The 18,021-nt window shown below is 73.3% G+C and carries 17 protein-coding genes; 8 read left to right on the top strand and 9 right to left on the bottom strand.

Annotated elements, in window-relative coordinates; genetic code table 11:
• The first annotated feature begins 14 nt into the window (after positions 1-14).
• Both PV419_RS24745 and PV419_RS24750 read left to right on the top strand, forming a co-directional pair.
• A complete protein-coding gene (locus PV419_RS24745) occupies positions 15-572 on the top strand; it encodes a type 1 glutamine amidotransferase domain-containing protein (protein ID WP_319692561.1) in 558 nt (185 codons plus the stop codon).
• The gene (locus PV419_RS24750) at positions 569-2,665 is read left to right on the top strand and encodes a catalase (RefSeq protein WP_319692327.1); all 2,097 of its coding nucleotides are present in this window, start codon (positions 569-571) and stop codon (positions 2,663-2,665) included. Before PV419_RS24745 ends, PV419_RS24750 begins: the two co-directional genes overlap by 4 nt.
• A gap of 57 nt (positions 2,666-2,722) precedes the next feature.
• Here the strand turns inward: PV419_RS24750 and PV419_RS24755 are convergent, their stop codons facing one another.
• The 3 genes from PV419_RS24755 to PV419_RS24765 are packed head-to-tail and all read right to left on the bottom strand — an operon-like array spanning position 2,723 to position 4,775.
• A complete protein-coding gene (locus PV419_RS24755) occupies positions 2,723-3,298 on the bottom strand; it encodes a TIGR03086 family metal-binding protein (protein ID WP_319692329.1) in 576 nt (191 codons plus the stop codon).
• Positions 3,291-4,364, bottom strand: a complete 1,074-nt coding sequence (locus tag PV419_RS24760) for an SDR family oxidoreductase (RefSeq protein ID WP_319692331.1) — start codon at positions 4,362-4,364, stop codon at positions 3,291-3,293. Before PV419_RS24760 ends, PV419_RS24755 begins: the two co-directional genes overlap by 8 nt.
• 6 nt (positions 4,365-4,370) lie before the next feature.
• Positions 4,371-4,775 (bottom strand): phage holin family protein, encoded by a 405-nt coding sequence (locus PV419_RS24765; protein WP_319692333.1) that lies wholly within the window; start codon positions 4,773-4,775, stop codon positions 4,371-4,373.
• Between the two features lie 139 nt (positions 4,776-4,914).
• Here PV419_RS24765 and PV419_RS24770 point away from each other — a divergent pair, with 139 nt between their 5' ends.
• From PV419_RS24770 to PV419_RS24795, 6 genes are all read left to right on the top strand, one after another.
• Positions 4,915-5,643: an SDR family oxidoreductase gene (locus tag PV419_RS24770; protein WP_319692335.1), complete on the top strand. Its 729-nt coding sequence runs from the start codon at positions 4,915-4,917 to the stop codon at positions 5,641-5,643.
• A gap of 207 nt (positions 5,644-5,850) precedes the next feature.
• A complete protein-coding gene (locus PV419_RS24775) occupies positions 5,851-7,017 on the top strand; it encodes a Vms1/Ankzf1 family peptidyl-tRNA hydrolase (RefSeq protein ID WP_319692337.1) in 1,167 nt (388 codons plus the stop codon).
• A 24-nt stretch (positions 7,018-7,041) separates the two neighbouring features.
• Positions 7,042-7,425 carry a DUF2795 domain-containing protein gene (locus PV419_RS24780; protein WP_319692339.1) on the top strand — a complete coding sequence of 128 codons (384 nt, stop codon included), beginning with the start codon at positions 7,042-7,044 and terminating at the stop codon, positions 7,423-7,425.
• An 81-nt stretch (positions 7,426-7,506) separates the two neighbouring features.
• The gene (locus tag PV419_RS24785) at positions 7,507-7,947 is read left to right on the top strand and encodes a CBS domain-containing protein (RefSeq protein WP_319692341.1); all 441 of its coding nucleotides are present in this window, start codon (positions 7,507-7,509) and stop codon (positions 7,945-7,947) included.
• Positions 7,948-8,073: 126 nt separating this feature from the next.
• Positions 8,074-8,889 carry a class I SAM-dependent methyltransferase gene (locus PV419_RS24790; protein ID WP_319692343.1) on the top strand — a complete coding sequence of 272 codons (816 nt, stop codon included), beginning with the start codon at positions 8,074-8,076 and terminating at the stop codon, positions 8,887-8,889.
• A gap of 26 nt (positions 8,890-8,915) precedes the next feature.
• On the top strand, positions 8,916-9,275 hold the full coding sequence (locus PV419_RS24795) for a VOC family protein (RefSeq protein ID WP_319692345.1): 360 nt from the start codon (positions 8,916-8,918) through the stop codon (positions 9,273-9,275).
• Between the two features lie 9 nt (positions 9,276-9,284).
• Here PV419_RS24795 and PV419_RS24800 read toward each other — a convergent pair whose 3' ends face one another.
• From PV419_RS24800 to PV419_RS24825, 6 genes are all read right to left on the bottom strand, one after another.
• Complete coding sequence (locus PV419_RS24800; protein ID WP_319692346.1) at positions 9,285-11,633, bottom strand: DUF5107 domain-containing protein; 2,349 nt, start codon at positions 11,631-11,633, stop codon at positions 9,285-9,287.
• Between the two features lie 110 nt (positions 11,634-11,743).
• The gene (locus PV419_RS24805; protein WP_319692348.1) at positions 11,744-12,298 is read right to left on the bottom strand and encodes a GNAT family protein; all 555 of its coding nucleotides are present in this window, start codon (positions 12,296-12,298) and stop codon (positions 11,744-11,746) included.
• A 207-nt stretch (positions 12,299-12,505) separates the two neighbouring features.
• Positions 12,506-13,264: a 4'-phosphopantetheinyl transferase family protein gene (locus tag PV419_RS24810; RefSeq protein ID WP_319692350.1), complete on the bottom strand. Its 759-nt coding sequence runs from the start codon at positions 13,262-13,264 to the stop codon at positions 12,506-12,508.
• Between the two features lie 116 nt (positions 13,265-13,380).
• Positions 13,381-15,633 carry a prolyl oligopeptidase family serine peptidase gene (locus tag PV419_RS24815; protein ID WP_319692351.1) on the bottom strand — a complete coding sequence of 751 codons (2,253 nt, stop codon included), beginning with the start codon at positions 15,631-15,633 and terminating at the stop codon, positions 13,381-13,383.
• Between the two features lie 128 nt (positions 15,634-15,761).
• Positions 15,762-17,102, bottom strand: coding sequence for a M20/M25/M40 family metallo-hydrolase (locus tag PV419_RS24820; RefSeq protein ID WP_319692353.1), 1,341 nt, complete (start codon positions 17,100-17,102; stop codon positions 15,762-15,764).
• Positions 17,095-17,928 carry a M55 family metallopeptidase gene (locus tag PV419_RS24825; RefSeq protein WP_319692355.1) on the bottom strand — a complete coding sequence of 278 codons (834 nt, stop codon included), beginning with the start codon at positions 17,926-17,928 and terminating at the stop codon, positions 17,095-17,097. Before PV419_RS24825 ends, PV419_RS24820 begins: the two co-directional genes overlap by 8 nt.
• Positions 17,929-18,021 lie beyond the last annotated feature (93 nt).

Genomic DNA, 18,021 nt, shown 5'->3' on the forward strand with positions numbered 1-18,021 from the left:
AGGACGTGAACACCATGCAGGTCGCCTTTCTCGTCGCGCCGGAGGGCGTTGAGCAGGTGGAGCTCACCGACCCCTGGCAGGCGGTCCGCAACGCCGGCGGCACGCCCCGCCTGGTGTCCACGAGGCCGGGCCGTGTGCAGGCGTTCCACCATCTCGACAAAGCGGACACCTTCGCCGTGGACCAGGTCCTCACCGACACGACGGTCGACGAGTACGACGGTCTGGTGCTGCCGGGCGGGGTCGCCAACCCCGATCTGCTGCGTCTGAACGCGAGGGCCGTGGCCTTCGCCAAGGGCTTCTTCGACGCGGGCAAGCCGGTCGCCGCGATCTGCCACGCCCCCTGGACCCTGGTGGAGGCCGACGTGGTGCGCGGCCGGACCCTCACCTCCTGGCCGAGTCTGCGCACCGACATCCGCAACGCGGGCGGCACCTGGGTGGACGAACAGGTGCAGGTCTGCGAGGGCGGCCCCAACACCCTGATCACCAGCCGTAAGCCGGACGATCTCAAGGCGTTCTGCGAGGCGTTCCTCGACGTGTTCGCCGGGCTCGGCAAGAAGGGAGCATCCCGATGACCGATCGCAAGGAACGGCAGCGTGAGGCGTACCGCGCGGCCGACCCCGCCGAGGGCCCGCTGACCACGGACCAGGGGGTGGCGGTCGACCACACCGACGACTCGCTCACCGTGGGCGAGCGCGGCCCGACGCTGATGGAGGACTTCCACTTCCGTGAGAAGCTGATGCGCTTCGACCACGAGCGGATCCCGGAGCGGGTGGTGCACGCGCGCGGCGCGGGCGCGTACGGGTACTTCGAACCGTACGAGTCCTGTGCCGAGTTCACCCGGGCCGCCTTCCTCCAGGACCCGTCCGTGCGCACTCCGGTGTTCGTGCGGTTCTCGACGGTGCAGGGGCCGCGCGGCTCGGCGGACACGGTGCGCGATGTGCGCGGCTTCGCCACGAAGTTCTACACCTCCGAGGGCAACTACGACCTGGTCGGCAACAACATGCCGGTGTTCTTCATCCAGGACGGCATCAAGTTCCCCGACTTCGTGCACGCGCTCAAGCCCGAGCCGCACAACGAGATCCCCACCGGCGCGTCCGCACACGACACGCTGTGGGACTTCGTGTCGCTGCAGCCCGAGACCATGCACATGATGATGTGGCTGATGTCCGACCGGGCCATCCCGCGCAGCTTCCGCATGATGCAGGGGTTCGGGGTGCACACCTTCCGGTTCGTGGACGCGCGGGGCCGGGGGACCTTTGTGAAGTTCCACTGGAAGCCCAAGCTCGGGGTGCACTCGCTGGTGTGGGACGAGGCGCAGGAGTGCCAGGGCCGGGACCCGGACTTCAACCGGCGCGACCTGTGGCAGGCGATCGAGTCGGGCGAGTACCCGGAGTACGAGCTGGGGGTTCAGCTGGTCCCGGAGGAGGACGAGTTCACCTTCGACTTCGATCTGCTCGACGCCACGAAGATCATTCCGGAGGAGCAGGTGCCGGTCCGGCCCATCGGCCGGATGGTGCTGAACCGCAACCCGGACAACTTCTTCGCGGAGACCGAGCAGGTGGCCTTCCACACGGGCAATGTGGTGCCCGGCATCGACTTCACCAACGACCCGCTGCTGCAGGCCCGCAACTTCTCGTATCTGGACACCCAGCTGATCCGGCTGGGCGGGCCCAACTTCGCGCAGCTCCCGGTGAACCAGCCGGTGGCGCCGGTCCGCACCAACCAGCGCGACGGGTACCACCAGGGCGCGATCCACACCGGGACGAACTACTCCCCGAACTCGCTGGGCGGCGGCTGCCCGGCCCTCGCCGGCGTGGACGGGTACGCGTTCTCCCACTACGCCGAGCGCGTCGACGGCGCCAAGATCCGCAAGCGCAGCGAGAGCTTCAAGGACTTCTACAGCCAGGCGGCGCTGTTCTGGAACAGCATGAGCGACTGGGAGCGGCGGCACATCGTCGACGCGTTCCGCTTCGAGCTGGGCAAGGTCGGCGCGGTGCAGGTGCGCGAGCGTACGGTCGGCGAGCTGGCGCACATCGACCCGGGCCTGGCGACGGCCGTGGCCGAGGGCATCGGGGTGGCGCCGCCCGCCCCGGCGAACACCGAGCACAAGCCCGTGGCCTCCCCCGCGCTGAGCCTTGCCAACCTGCGTGGCAACGGCTCCATCCGCACCCGCCAGATCGCGGTGCTGGTGTCCGACGGCGTGGACACCGACCAGCTCACCCAGGCCCAGGAGGCGCTGAGCGCCCAGGGCGCGGTCGTCGAGGCCCTGGCCGCGCACGACGGGAAGGTGCTCGGCAGCGACGGAAACGGCTATGCGGTGGACCGGGCGCTGCCGACGGTCGCCTCGGTGCTCTACGACGCGGTGCTGCTGCCCGGCGGACCGACCGGCACCCCGGACCTGCGGTCGGATGAGACGGCGATGCGGTTCGTCCGGGACGCCTACCGGCACGGCAAGGCGATCGCGGCGCTGGGCTCGGGCGTGGGCATCCTGTCCGCGCTGGAGCCGGAGGCACTGCACATCGCCTCGGGCCATGGGCATGTGTGCGCGGACCGGGGCGTGGTCACGGACGCCACGACCGGGACGGCGAGCGAGGAGTTCACCCAGGCCTTCACCGAGGCCATCGCCGCACACCGGCACTGGGACCGCCCCCCGCTGCGCTGCTAGCCATATGAACAAACGAATACGGGCACCGCGCCTCACGCGCGGTGCCCGTGTTTTTGTTCAGGCCTCGCGGCCGAGGAGGGCGAGCAGCCTGGTCTGCGCGTCGGCCCCCTGCGGGGGCTCGATGGCGGCGGCGAACATCCCACTCTTTTCCAGGTCCGCCGCGTACGGCGCCACCGCCCGCACCGAGAAGTCGACCAGCGCCTTCGGGATCCGCTCGTCCGCCCCGATGGCCCGGGCCAGGTCCCACGCGTGGACCGCGGCGTCGATCGTCGTCTCCGCACAGTACTCCGCGGCGGGGGTCTCGCCGAAGGAGAGGCCGACCGTCCGCTCCAGGGCCCCTGGGGCGGTGAACGCCTCGCGGGCCGCGGCGGCCGCCTCCTCCCAGGCGGCGACGGGGTCCTCGCCCAGCAGGTCGCCGTCGAAACTGTCGCCCTGCTCGGCGATCGTCTCGCCGTCCCGTACCAGCGGCGGCACCCACATCTGCTCGACCGCCAGATGGTTGACCAGGTCGCGTACGGTCCACTCGGTGCACGGCGTCGGGTCGTCCCACTGGTCCGGCCGGATGGCGTGCACCCGTTCGGTGAAGAGGTCCAGCGCCTCGCCGTGCCTGGCGAGCAGCGGATTGTCAGCCATGGCGTCGTCCCTTCCCCTCGCACAGACGGGCGGCGGCGACCGCGCCGCAGGCCCCGGCGGCCACCGCGGCAGCGGTCAGGACAAGGCCGGGGCGGTGGCGGGCGAGCCAGGGCTGCATCACGTGGCGCGCCGTCCGGCCGTCGAAGCTGCCGTGCGCGCCGAAGTCGCGGCCCTCGGAGCCGTCCGCGGGCCGCCACAGGTTGCCCGGGGCGTCCGGGTCGGCGGGTTCGGGGCGCTCCTGGGCGTCGAAGCCGGTGCGGGCCAGATAGCGGTCCAGCAGGCCGGGGACGACGGCGTTGGCCAGCAGGGTGGCGACAGTGCTGCCGCCGACCCAGTGCTCCCGGCGGCGCGGGTGGTCGGCCGCGTACCGCACGGTGCGGGCGGCGACCTCGGGCTGGTAGATGGGCGGCACGGGCTGGGCCTTGCGCGGCAGGCGGGTCAGCCCCCAGTCGAACTGCGGCGTGTTGACGGCCGGGAGCTGCACCATCGTCACCCGCACCCGGCTGCGGCGGTGCAGCAGCTCACAGCGCACGGACTCGTTCCAGCCCTGGATGGCGTGTTTGGCGCCGCAGTAGGCGGACTGCAGCGGGATCCCGCGGTAGGCGAGCGCGGACCCGACCTGGACGATGGCGCCGCGGTCGCGGGGCAGCATATGGCGCAGGGCGGCGCGGGTGCCGTTCACAAAGCCCAGATAGCAGACCTCGGTGATCCGCCGGAACTCCTCCGGGCCCACCTCGGTGAAGGGCGCGAACACCGTCGTGAAGGCGTTGTTCACCCAGATGTCGATGGGCCCGAACTCCTCCTCGACCTGCGCCGCGGCCTCGTCCACCGCCTTGTGGTCGGCGGTGTCCACCGGCACGACCAGCGCCTCTCCGCCGCGCCGTACCACGTCCTCGGCGGTGGCTGCGAGCCCGGTGCCGCCTCTGGCCAGCAGGGCCACCCGGTCACCGCGGTCGGCGAAGGCGCGGGCCGTGGCCCGCCCGACGCCGGCGCTGGCACCGGTCACCACGACGACCTTGGGCCGCCGGTGCACCCCCGCTCTCAGCGGCTTTCGCGTGCCGGCCACGCCGGCTCACCGGGCCCCGTGGTGCGGCCTCGGGAAGTGCGGCCTCCGTCCGTGATGGGCCGCGCCGTGGTGCTCCCCCGCGGAGTTCTTGAGCGCGGCGGCGACCAGCATCAGCAGCACTCCGACGATCAGCGCGGCGATCCACACGGGCATCGCCAGCCCGAACAGCAGCACCAGGCAGGCGGCCAGCGCGCCACCTCCGTACAGGGCCGCCGCGGCCGCGCCGCCGTACAGCCGCACGGTGCGCCGCCGGGACTGCTCGCGCAGCTCGGCGCCCAGCTCGTCGCGGACGACCTGCAGCTCTTCCCGGACCTGCTCGCGGATGGCACGGGCCATGGGCTCGGAGAGGTCCCCGGTCGAAGGGCCGGGTATACGATCCCCCGCCCCGGAGTAATTCGGCTTATCGGTCATATACGGCGGGTACCCATGCCCCGCGGGCCTAATACTGCAACTCCGCCGCGCCCCTGGCTCACATCGGTGTCACACGTCGCCGGGCTGTCCGGTCAGTAGTCGTGTAACGGCAATAAACGATCCCGACGAAAGGCATGTCATGAAGTTCGCAGTCATCGGCGGCACCGGGCTGATCGGGTCGCAGGTCGTCGAGAACCTGAACGCCGCCGGACACGAGGCGGTACCGCACTCGCAGTCCGCCGGAGTCGACATCATCACCGGCCAGGGACTGGACGAGGCGGTGGCGGGAGCCGACGTCGTCGTCAACCTGACGAACTCCCCGACCTTCGACGAAGCCTCCCTGGCCTTCTTCGAGACCTCGATGGGCAACCTCCTGGCCGCGACCCAGAAGGGGGGCGTCGGCCACTTCGTCATTCTGTCGATCGTCGGCGTGGACCAGGTACCCGAGCTGGACTACTACCGGGCCAAGGCGCTCCAGGAGGAGATCCTCGCCGCCGGACCGATCCCCTACTCGATCGTCCGCGCGACGCAGTTCATGGAGTTCATGGACGCCGTCCTGTCCTGGACCGCCGACAGCGACACCGTCCGGCTGCCCGCCACGCCGATCCAGCCGATCGCCGCCAAGGACGTGGCCGGCGCGGTGGCGGAAGTCGCCGCGGGCACCCCGCTGAACGGCATCCGCAACATCGGCGGCCCCGAGGTCTTCTCCCTGGACGAGCTGGGCCGGTTCATCCTGTCCCGCAAGGGCGACAGCCGTACCGTGGTCACCGACCCCACCGCCGGCATGTTCGCCGCCGTCAAGGGTGACGTCCTCACCGACAAGGGTGCCCACCTCGCCCCCACCCGCTACGCCGACTGGCTCTCCTGACCCGCTCGCGGGTCATCCGGACACGGCATCGGGCACGGGCCCCTGAATTTCCCGCACCCGGTGCCGTTCCTCACTCCCAATGGCCGCTCGGCCGACGCTCGGGTCCCCACCTTCGGCATCGTCAAACCCCCCTCGTACCTCGTGTCGATGGCCGCGCGACGGGTACGCGGGGAGGACGCGAAACCGGGACCGCCCGGGAGGGAACACATGCAACTCGGATTCCTCAATCCGCTCTTCGAACGCCCAGGTCCCTGGGCCACCGTCTACTTCGACACCTCGCACCACGACCAGTCCTCGGCCGAGGAGCGGGAGCGCTCCGCCCGCGACGCCTGCCGCCGGCTGGAGCGGCAGGGCGCCGACCAGGACACCTACCGCGCGGTGTACGACGCGCTGTGCGCGCTGCCACCCGCGGCGGAGCCGGTGGGCCGGGCCGTCTTCGCCACCGATGGCGAGGTGGTGCTGGACCCGCCCCTGACCACTCCCCCGGGCGGAGCACACGCGTGCTGGTCGGCGCTGCCGCACGTGGGGCCGCTGCTGGACCTCGGCGGAGACGACCCGTCCTGCCTGGTGGCGTACATCGACCGCAGGGGCGCCGACTTCGAGCTGCGCGGCGCGCGGGGCGCCACCCCCGCCGGGCGGCTGAACGGGCAGCAGTGGCCGGTGCACCGCACCGCCACCGCCGACTGGTCCGAACGCCACTTCCAGCTCAAGGTCGAGAACACCTGGGAGCGCAACGCCGCCCGGATCGCCGACGAGCTGCGCGTCTGCCAGGAGCAGACCCGCGCCGACCTGCTGGTCCTGGTCGGCGACGCGCGGGAGCGGCGGGCCGTGCACGACCGGCTGCCGGAGCGGCTGCGCTCCGCGGCCGTCGAGACCGACCACGGCGGCCGGGCCCCCGGCTCGGCCCCGCGTGGCACCCATGCCGCCCGGCTGCTGGACCGCGATGTGGACGAGGCGCGCGCCCGGCACACGCGGAACCACGTCGACGAGGCGGTCGAGCGGTTCCGGGCGGGCCGCGTGCCCGCCGACGGGCGGGTGGACGCGGCCGAGGGCGTGCCCGCGCTCGTCGACGCGGCACGCGAGCACCGCATCGACACCCTGCTGGTGCGGACCGACGGCGCCGATCTCTACCGCGAGGTGTGGGTGGGCGCCGGCCCCGACCAGGTGGCGCTGCGCCGCACCGACATCCAGTACCTGGGCGACACCCGGCCCTCGGCGGCCCGCGCGGACGACGCCCTGATCCGCTCCGCGGCCACCACCGGGGCCGAGGTGGTCGCCGTGCGCGCCGCGCCCGACGCCCCGGACGCCCTGCCGGTCGGCGGGCTCGGGGCGCTGCTGCGCTGGCCCTACGGGGGAGATCCGGCCGAGCCGTGAACCGCGAAGGTGAGGACGAGAAACATGCAACGAGGCAGCAATCGGCTGAGCGTCCACAAGGACGACGAGATGAAGCACGAGCTGCAGGGCCTGATCCGCTCGGGCCACCCCACCCGGGCCATGGAGTGGAACGACCCGGAGCCGGGCGCCGACGACGACCCCGAGGTCGCCACCGGGCCGGTGCCGCCGCGCGGTGCGGGCGGCGAGGCCGAGGCACTGCGCTTTGAACTGGCCCGGCATGTGGGGCGCACGCCGTTCCCGGCCAAACGCGGGGCCCTGCTGCATGCCCTGCACGAGGCGCACGCGCCGGACCGGCTGCTCGAACTGGTGGCCCGGCTGCCCGAGGACCATACGTACCGCACGGTGCAGGAGGTCGTCGGCGGGCTCGGTCTGCGCCCGCGCGCGTAGCGACCGGTGCATGGCCGGCGCGCCGTGGGGTACTGCGGCAGCACCCACCGAAAAGAAGGCGAGAAGAGAAGGCGAGCTGACATGGCACAGCAGGTGAAGGACGTCATGACGCCGACCGTCACAACGGTGCGTCCCGACGCCTCACTGGTCGAAGCGGCCCAGTTGATGCGTGCTCAGGACATCGGCGATGTGATCGTGGCCACGGACGGAGATGTGCTCGGCGTGCTCACCGATCGCGACATCACGGTGCGCGCGGTGGCCGACGCGGCCGACCCACTGACGGTGAGTTGCCAGGCGGTGTGCACTTTGGGCCCGATCACGGTGGGCCCGGAGGAGGACGTCAGGGAGGCGGCCGCGCTGATGCGCCGACACGCGGTGCGGCGGCTTCCGGTCGTGGCGGACGGGCGCCCGCTGGGCATGGTGAGCCTCGGGGATCTGGCACAGGAGCGCGATCCCGGCTCGGCGCTCGCGGACATCAGTCGCGCCGCCCCGGACAACTGGCCGGGCCCGTCCCCCCACTGAACCGCGCGACCCGCACACTCCCCTCCGCGACACCCTGATCGGATGATGAGACGCCACTCTCGCGATGTGAGATGGTGGCGTACGGTGGCGAAAGCCCATCAGGTCGTCTCGAAGGGGAGCCGAGCCATGCCCGAGAACGCCGCCACCGCCGTCTACACGCACGGACATCACGAGTCGGTGCTGCGCTCGCACACGTGGCGCACCGCGGCCAACTCGGCCGCGTATCTGACCGGCCTGCTCAAGCCGCATATGCGGATCCTGGACATCGGCTGCGGCCCCGGCACCATCACCGCCGACCTGGCCGAGCTGGTCCCCCAGGGCGAGGTCATCGGGGTGGACGCCGCGCCCGCCGTCCTGGAGCAGGCCCGGTCGGCGGCCGCGGAGCGCGGAGTGTCCAATGCCCACTTCGCGGTCGGCGATGTCCACGACCTGGACTACCCCGACGACTCGTTCTGCGTCGTCCACGCCCATCAGGTGCTGCAGCACCTCGGCGACCCGGTGGCCGCGCTGCGCGAGATGCGCCGGGTGTGCAAGCCGGGCGGCCTGGTGGCGGTGCGCGACTCCGACTACTCCGCCATGACCTGGTACCCGGCCGTCCCCGGCCTGGACGACTGGGCGGCCCTGTACCAGCGGGTGGCCCGCGGCAACGGCGGCGAGCCGGACGCCGGCCGCAGGCTGCTGTCCTGGGCCCGCCAGGCGGGCTTCGCCGACATCACCGCGACCGCCGGGACGTGGTGTTACGCCACGGCCGAGGAGCGGGCCTGGTGGAGCGGCCTGTGGGCCGACCGTACGGTCGCCTCGTCGTACGCCCGGCTGGCGGTGGAGGGCGGCCACACCACCGAGCACGAGCTGCGGCGGATCGCGGACGCGTGGCGGGAGTGGGGCGAGCGGGAGGACGGCTGGTTCACCGTCCTGCACGGTGAACTCATCTGCCGCGTCTGACTGCCTCGTCAACTAGGCTCGCCCGCATGAACATTCTCGGGACTTCGCTACGGGTGTGCGTCAAGGATCTGGACGCGGCGATCGCCGTGTACGAACGGCTGACCGGCGCCGAGGCGCTCCGCTTCCAGCGCGGGGGCGTCGCGGTGGCGGCCGTCGGCTGCTTCTTCCTGATGAGCGGTCCCGAGGCGGAGTTGTCCATCCTCCGCAAGGTCACGGCGACGCTCGCGGTGACGGACGTGGACGAGGCGGTGGCCGACCTGAAGGCGGTGGGCGCGGAGATCATCGCCGGTCCGCTGCCCACCCCGATCGGCCGCAACCTGGTGGCCCGTCACCCCGACGGCTCGGTCTTCGAGTACGTCGACCGCAACCAGGGACAGGCGGCCTGAGGGCCGCCGTTACGCGGGCCTCATCCGGAACTCGTACCGCTCCGGGAGCGGGTGCTCGGCGCGCGCCCGCTCCCGTACATCGTCGGCCGCCGAGCCCCCGTCGCCCGCGACGATCCGCTCCGCGATCGCGTACCAGGTGTCGCTGAGCGTCTCGTCGCCCTCGCGCAGATCCGCCACCTCGAAGCCCTCGTCGAAGATCACCCGAGCGGCCGCGGCATCGCCCTGGGCCAGCAGCACCTGGGCCATGAGCAACCGGAAGCGGCCCCGCTCGCGGACGGCGGGGCGCAGCGCGTCGAGCACCGCCCGCGCGTCCTCGGCGCGCCCCACGGCGAGCAGCGCGGCCACCGCCTCGCGGCCGAGCGCGGCCTCGGCCGCCTCCGTCGCGGCCGGATACGCGAACCCGGCCGGCGGGACGGGGGCGGCGCCCCCGCCCCCGCTCTCCCCCGCCGACACTGGGAGGTCCGGCGACACCCCCGCGCCCGGTACGTCCAGAGCCCCCGCGAACTCCGGGGCCTGCGCACGCTCGTCCGATCCGACCACCGCGGCCGGGCCCCGCGCCGGCCGCCCGCCGTTGGTCCGGCCGGACAGCGAGGCCGACGCCGGGCCCGAGGCCGAGGCCAGGACCGGGTCCCGGTCCAGGCCCGGGGCCGGGGCCGGGGCCGACGCCAGGTTCGGGCCCGAGGCCACGTCCCGGTCCCGGCCCCGCTCCCGGCCCTCCGCGAGGATCAGGTCCATCGCCCGCAGCAGCCGATCCGCAGCACGCGCCGGATGGCCGGCGGCGGTGTCGGCGACGGCCAGACAGCGCAGCGCCCACGGCGTCTCCGTGCACCGCAGCGACCGCTCCCAGCTGCGGGTGGCCTGGGCGCGGTCGCCCGCGTGCCACTGGGCCACGCCCAGGTGGTATTCGGCGGCGGCCGTGGAGGGCGCCGACTCCAGGAGGTCGCGCCAGGCCGGGGAGACGAGCGAGCAGCCGGGGTCGGTCAGGGGCTCGCCCGCCGCCCAGGCCGGAAACGCTCCGGTGCGCAGCAGGCGGCGCCACGGCTCCTGGGGCTCGCCCAGCGTGTCCGGGTCGAAGGGGGTGCCGGGCAGCCGGTAGCCGCCGCGCTCCACCTCCAGCGCGCCCCAGCCTGAGCCGGTGGCCAGCCGCTCCCCGGGCTCGGCGTCGGCGTACGGGCGCCAGGCGGCGTAGGCCGTCGCCACGGCGGCGCGCGGCGCGGCAAACTCCAGCCGGGCCTCGACCTCCCGCCGGGCCGCCGCCCAGTCAGCTCCGTGGACCGCCGCCGGGTCGGCGGAGAGCGGCCCGTACGCCTCCAGCCAGGCGAACTCCTCCCCCGCCTCCAGCCGGACGTGCTCCAGCTGGGTGCGGGCGAGCCCGGCCTGGATCTCGGCGTAGCCCGGGGTGCCGGGCTCGGTCAGCCACTGCTGCCAGCGCCGGCCGCCCGGCCCGGCGCCCCACAGGAAGAGCTTGCGGCCGCGCAGCAGGTCGGTGGAGGTCTGGACGAGGCCGTGGCCCTCCCCGTCGAGCGAGGCGATCCAGGGGCGCGTTTCCTCAGGCAGGTCGTAGAAGTAGTCGGCGGGGTAGGTGCCGCCCAGCGGGTACGTACGGTCGGCGCCGTCCCACGCGGGAACGGGGACGTGGCGCAGGGTGCGGCTGTAGCCGAAGTGCCAGGCGGTGTCGGCGGGGGCGAGGACGCGGGTGCCCTCCCGCTCCGGCACGGCGATGTTGGACCACCAGTAGACGGGCGCGGGCTGGTGGTGCGGGTTGCGGATGCGTACCCCCACATACAGGAAGTCGGAGTCCCGCGGCAGCCACAGGTCGACCTGGAAGGGCAGGTCGCGCAGCCGCTCCCACTCCCACAGCCGCACCATGTCGCCGCCGTCGGGCGCGGGGACGCGGGCGGCGTGCAGCGGGGCGCAGGCGAGGGTGGTGTGGCCGGTGGCGCCGATGTTCCACTCGATGCCGCCGGAGAACCAGGCGCCGCTCAGGCCGAAGTCGGCGGGCTGCAGCACGGGGTTGCGGTAGAGGAGTTCACGGCCGGTCGGCTTGTGGTGGAGGGAGTGCACCCGGCCGCCGAGACCGGGCAGCACGGTGGCCCGCAGCCGGTCGTTCTCGAGGACGAGTGCGTCGAGCCCGGCGGGGGCCCGCCCGCGCCCGTAGCCGTCGCGCAGCCGCACCGGCAGCACCGAGCGCAGCGGCTCGTACGCGGCCTGACGGGCCATGTCGGCGGGCAGTGTGGCGCGCGTGGGCTCGTCGATGCGGTGCGCCTCGCGCGGGAGCCGCAGCGCGGGCAGGGGGTTCTCGGGCCCGAGCGGGGCGGTGGGAAGGGTCAGGGTGGTACGTCGCAGGCTCGTGGCCACGGGCTGCCTCACTCCGACTGCCTTGGGTCGCCCCCGGCTGCGGCGACCGTCCGTTGACCATGGAACAACGGCGCGGTCGACCTGAACAGAGCGTCAGCTGAACAGAGGTGTCAGCCCTGTGCGCCCTGCGCTTCGAACATGTCGCTGGTGATGGCGTAGCGCTCGTGGTCGCGCCACGCGCCGTTGATGTGGAGGTACCCGGGCGAGTAGCCCTCGAGCCGGAAGCCGTACCGCTTCACCAGCGCCAGCGACCCCTCGTTGCCGGGTTGGATGTTGACCTCGATGCGGTGCAGCGCGAGCGGCCCGAAGGCATAGCCCAGCACGAGCCCGAGCCCTTCGGAGACATAGCCGTGCCCGGCGTGGGGCGCGAAGGCCCCGTAGCCGATGGAGGCGCCCTGGAAGGCGCCGCGGATGATGCTGTTGATGTTGATGAAGCCGGCGATCGCGCCCGTCTCCGGCAGGCAGACCAGGAACCCCTCGTGGTCGTCCCGCTCCAGCTTCGTCATGAAGGTGTCGAAGGCCTCGTCGGTGGAGGGCGCGGTCAGCCACGGGTGGTGGAGGGCGGCGCTGGTGCGGGCCAGCCGGGTGAACTCCGCGCGGTCGGTCCGCTCGATATGGCGGATGGCCACGCGGGGTCCCACGGCGACGTACGGCGTGTCGGGCATCCGCACATCCTAAGCCGGTCGTGCCGCTGCCCGTCCGGCGAACCCTAGTGCCGCATCAGCCAAGGTTTGCCCCGCTCGCCGCCCTGGCACGAACGCTCGCCGCGTTGGCCGAAAGCCCGAGTAGGCCCACTACGAGGGCTTCCGGCCGCCTTGCGATCGCACGCACCAGGACGCCTCGCTACCGGGCAAACCTTGACTGACGCGGCACTAGGAAGCCTTCTCCAGCAGCGCGTACGCCGCCGCGTACCCAGGTCCATCGGCAGAGCCGGAGTCGGCGGCGGCCGTGGCGAGGTGGTCGGCCGGAAGGTCGGTCAGCGTCCAGGGGCCGACCGGCACCGGCCGCTCACCCGTGCCGACGTAAGCGATGGCCGGGTCCTGGGACAGGCCCGTGCCGATGCCCTTGAGATACGCCTCCTTGCGCGTCCAGCAGCGCGCGAAGGCGGCGGGGCGGTCCGCCTCGGCGAGCGCGGTCAACTCGGCGCGCTCGGTGGGGTGCAGGCTCTGGGCGACCTGGGCCACGACGGACGCGGGCTGCACCTTCTCCACATCGGCGCCGATCGGCGAGCCCGCGAAGGCGAACAGCACCAGGTCGCCGGCGTGCGACATGTTGAAGTGCAGCGGCGTGCCGACGACGGCGGGGCGGCCGTGGGGCCCGCCGCAGCCTGGGCAGTCCTCCCGGGTGAACGGCACCGCCGCGGGCTCCAGGTCCAGATAGGCGCCGAGCAGTTCCCGCAGGCCCAAGTGCGCCGCCGTGTACCGCTGCTGGTCCTCCGTCCGCACAAACCTCGCGGCGCGCTCCCGCTCCTCGCCATCGAGGATCTTGCCGGGCGCGCCCTCATCCATGGCCGAGATGTACCGCGAGACGCTGAGCAGCCAGGTCTCGGGCGCGCCCGGCGGCCACGCGCCGGCCGCGGCGGCGGGCAGCGGATCGCGGCCGACGACACGCGGGGCCCTTAGGGATGTCAACTCGCTCCTCCAGATCGGTCGGGTCGAACGGATCGGACGGGTCGAACAGGATCGGACGGGTCGGACGGCGGATCCGTGGCGCCGCTGATCACGCCACGCGGCTCACGCTACGCGGTTCATCCGGTGAGCTCCAGGGCCGGAACGCCGGGCGGGGTCAGGCCGAACGTCCGTGCGTACAGACCCAGTTCGGCCTCCAGGGCGCGCACCATGGTGTCCGCCCGGCGGAAGCCGTGGCCCTCGCCCTCGAAGGTGAGATACGCGTGCGGGACGCCGCGCCCGGCGACCGCCGCCAGGAAGCGCTCGCACTGCACGGGCGGACAGACCGGGTCGTCCAGGCCCTGCAGCAGCAGAAAGGGGGCAAAGACGCGGTCGGCGCGGTGCGCCGGCGAGCGGTCGCGGTAGCGGTCGGGGACCTCTGCGAGGGGCCCGATCATCGTCTCCATGTAGCGCGACTCGAAGTCGTGCGTCCCGTCGTCGGTCCAGTCCGTGAGGTCGAGGACCGGGTATTTGACCGTGGCGCACGCGTACAGCCCGGTGGCGGTGAGGGAGGCGGCCGCGGTCCAGCCGCCCGCGCTGCCGCCCCGGATGGCGAGCCGGGCCCGGTCGGCGCTGCCCTCCTCGGCCAGCGCCTCGGCGACGGCCGCACAGTCCTCGACGTCCACCACGCCCCACTGCTCGCGCAGCCGGTCCCGGTACGCGCGGCCGTAGCCCGTCGAGCCGCCGTAGTTGACCTCGGCGACGCCGATGCCGCGCGAGGTGAAGTACGCGATCTGCAGGTCGAGTACGAGCGGGGCACGGTCGGTCGGACCGCCGTGCGCCCACACCACATACGGCGGCAGCTCGCCGTCCGGCGCGGTGTGGTCGGGGTTGTGCGGCGGATAGATGTGCGCGTGGACGTCCCGCCCGCCCGGCCCGGTGAAGGTGCGCTCCACCGGCCGCGGGTAGTAGGCCGGGTCGACGGGGTCGGTGTGCGCCGCGCCGATGACCCGGGCGTGGCCGGTGCGGGTGTCCAGCTCCACCACCTCGTACGAGCTGTGCGGGCTCGCGGCCACGCCGACCACCCGGCTACCGGCCACGGCGAGCGTCGCGTCCCACTCGGTCCACGGCCCCGGCACGTCGGCCAGCTCGCGGGTGCGCGGATCGAGGATGCCGAGGCGAGCGGCGCCCCGGCCGTGCACGACGGCGACCAGCCCACCGGGCAGCGGCGCGAACCAGCGCAGGCCGAGCTTCCACATAGGCCCGCCGAACTCCTCCTGGCGGGGGCAGAGCGCGACCGGCCGTCCCGCCCCGGCTGCGGCGCCGGCACCCGGAGCGGCGTCGGCGTCGGGGTCGCCAGCAACCACCCCGGCGCCCGCAGCCGCGCCAGCACCCCGAACGACGTCGGCACCCCCAGCCGCGCCGGCACACCCAGCCGCGCCGGCGCCGGGCGCCGCGCCGGCTTCGGGACGGCCGCCCGCGTCGCCCGCCGGGCTCGCGACTCCGCCCTCGGCGAGGGGCGCGCCGCCTCCGGCCCCAAAGGCCGTGTCGGCGCATGCCTCCTCCGGGTCGAGCTGGTGCAGATTCCACCAGCCCGTGCGGTCGGTGGCCGCGAGCAGCGTGCCGTCGGTGCCCCACTCGGCCTGGGCGACCGACTCGCCCGGCCCGCCCAGCACCGCGCGGGCTCCCGCGAACCTGCCGTCCTCCGCCACCTCGGCCACCATCACGACCGTGCCGTCCCACGGCATCCGCGGGTGGTCCCAGGCGATCCAGGCCACCCGCCGCCCGTCCGGGGAGAGCTGGGGCCCGGTGACGAAGCGGTGGCGGTCGTCGGAGAGCTCGCGTACCGCCGCGCGGTCCTCGGCGGCCGAGCCGTCCAGCGGCACGGCGGCGATCACGCGGCGCACGTCGGTCGGCCCCTCGCCGGTGAACTCCTCCAGCACCCCCCACACTTCGCCCCGGTCGGCGTGGAGCCGCAGGTCCGCCCAGCGCAGCCCGCCGCCGAGGTCCGACACCGGGGTCAGCGGACGCGGCGGGGCGCCCGCCGGGTCGTCCGGCTCGTACACGTACAGCCGCTGGTCGGCGAAGTGCGCGAAGACGACGAGCGGGCCGCCCGACGGGCGGGGCACGGCGGCCCACGGCAGGCCGCCGTACTCCATGACCCGGCTGCGTACGTTCCACGGCGCGGGCAGCGCGCTGATCTCCGCGCCGCCGGGCCGGCGCCGCATCAGCGTGCGGCGGCCGCCCTCGTCCGGGCGCGGCGCGGTCCACCACACCTCGTCGCCGACGGTGCCCACATACTCAGGGTGGCCGTCGTGGGAGGCGGCGAGCGCGGCGTCGATCGGGGACCGCCAGGCCCCGTACGGGGTCGTGACCACCGTGCTGTCTCCCATCGCGTCACCCATTCCGTCAGCCAACCCCAATGCCATTGATTCTGTAGTGAGTTTGAGACAGCGACACGCCGTCGCTTCGGCGTGTCGCCGTCTCATACTCACTACAAGTCCAGCCTCGTCGACCTGCGTCAGGCCCTCCGCAGGAAGTGGTCGAGCACCCGGACGCCGAAGTGCAGCGCGTCGACCGGCACCCGCTCGTCCACGCCGTGGTAGAGCGCCTGGTAGTCGAAGCCCTCAGGCAGCCGCAGCGGCGAAAAGCCGTATCCGACGATGCCGAGCCGGGAGAACTGCTTGGCGTCCGTGCCGCCGGACATGCAGTACGGCACGGCGTGTCCGCCCGGGTCGAAGTGTTCGACCGCGGCCCGCATGTCCGCGAAGGCCGGGCTGTCGGGCGGGGCCTGAAGGGCCGGCGACCGGTGGTGGAACTCCCAGTCGACGTCCGGCCCGGTGAGCCGGTCCAAGGTGGCGTGGAACTCCTCCTCGCCGCCCGGCACGATCCGGCCGTCCACGTACGCCGTGGCGCTTCTGGGGATGACGTTGACCTTGTAACCGGCCTCCAGGACGGTCGGGTTGGCGCTGTTGCGGACCGTCGGCTCGATGAGGGCCGCGGCCGGCCCCAGCTCGGCGAGCAGCGCGTCGACGTCGAAGTCGGCGGCGTCCACGTCGGCCTTGACGCCCCGCAGCGCCGCGATCTCGGTCAGCGCGGCCTTCACGGTCGGCGTCAGCCGCACCGGCCAGCGGTGTTCCCCGATCCGCGCCACGGCTGCGGCCAGCCGGCTGACCGCGTTGGCGCGGTTGACCTTCGAGCCGTGTCCCGCCGTGCCCCGGGCGGTGAGCCTCAGCCAGGCCGTGCCGCGCTCACCCGCCGCGATGGGGTACAGCCGTATCCCGGCCCCGGCGTGAAAGGTGAAGGCGCCCGATTCGCTGATGCCCTCCGTACAGCCCTCGAAGAACTCGGGGTGCTCGTCCGCGAGGAAGCCGGAGCCGGCCTCCGCGCTGTCCTCCTCGTCGGCGGTGAAGGCCAGCACGATGTCCCGGCGCGGCCGCACGCCCGCGCGGGCCCAGGCGCGGACGGCCGCGAGCACCATCGCGTCCATGTTCTTCATGTCGATGGCGCCCCGGCCCCACACCACGCCGTCGCGCACCTCCCCCGAGAAGGGGTGCACGCTCCAGTCGGCGGACTCGGCGGGCACCACGTCCAGATGGCCGTGGACCAGCAGCGCGGGGGCGGACGGGTCGGTGCCCTCGACGCGCGCGACGACGTTCGTCCGCCCCGGGTCCCGCTCCAGCAAGGTGGTGTCGATGTCCGCCTCGGCCAGCCGCTCCGCGACGTACTCGGCGGCGGGGCGCTCCGTGCAGTCGCCGCCGCCGCGGTTGGTGGTGTCGATACGGATCAGCTCGGACGTGAACCGCACCGCCTCCTCCAGCGCCCGCTCGTCGATCGCCTCGGCCGGCTCCAGCTCACCCATACTGCTCCTCCACCGCGGCCGAGACGAGCGTGGTGACCGCCTTGAAGCAGCGGATGCCCTCGTACATGCTCGGTGAGGTGTACGCCACGCGCCGCACCCCGCTGCGCTCCACGCCCGGCACGACCGTCGCCGCCCCCACCAGGTGCTCCGCGTCAAACTCCAGCTCCACGGTGAACGGCCCGGCCTGCACCGGTCCATGACGCACGGCCAGCGCCGTCGCCTCCCGGGCCGCCTCCCGGATGTCCGCCGCCGTACGGGCCGGGGTTCGGCACACCGCCGCGTACCGCGACACGTAGTCCTTCACCGCCACCGACCGCGCCCCGGGCGCGTACCCCTTGGCATCCTCGCAGGTCCGGTCGTCCCCGGTGACCAGCACCACGGGAACCCCGTACTCGGCGACGACCAGCGAGTTCAGCCGACCCTCGCTCGCGGGCACGCCGTCCACCCACACGCCGGTGATGGAGTTGGCGAGATAGGTGTGGGCGAGGACGCCCTCGGTCCCGGCGCCGGTGTGATAGCCGACGAACGCGATCCCGTCGACATCGCCGTGCTGCACTCCCTCGACCATGCTCAGGCTCTTGTGCTTGCCCGTCAGCATGACGGCCCGCTCGTCCAGCTCCTCCAGCAGCAGATTGCGCATGGTCCAGTGCGCCTCGTTGATCAGCACCTCGTCCGCGCCCCCGTCGAAGAACCCGGTGACCGCCGCGCTCACATCGGAGGTGAACAAACGGCGGCAGCGCTCCCACTGCGGGGTCCCGGGCAGCACGTCCGCCGGCCAGGTCACGCCCGTGGCGCCCTCCATGTCGGCACTGATGAGGATCTTCATGACTCTCCCCGCTCCTCCCAGGTCATTGTGGTCAGCCTTTCATCTGCACCCCGATCACGACCGGATCTTTCCTGCCAACTATGCTTCCCGTGT

Origin of the sequence: Streptomyces sp. ME19-01-6 (assembly GCF_033793745.1) — a bacterium.
Lineage (GTDB): Bacteria > Actinomycetota > Actinomycetes > Streptomycetales > Streptomycetaceae > Streptomyces.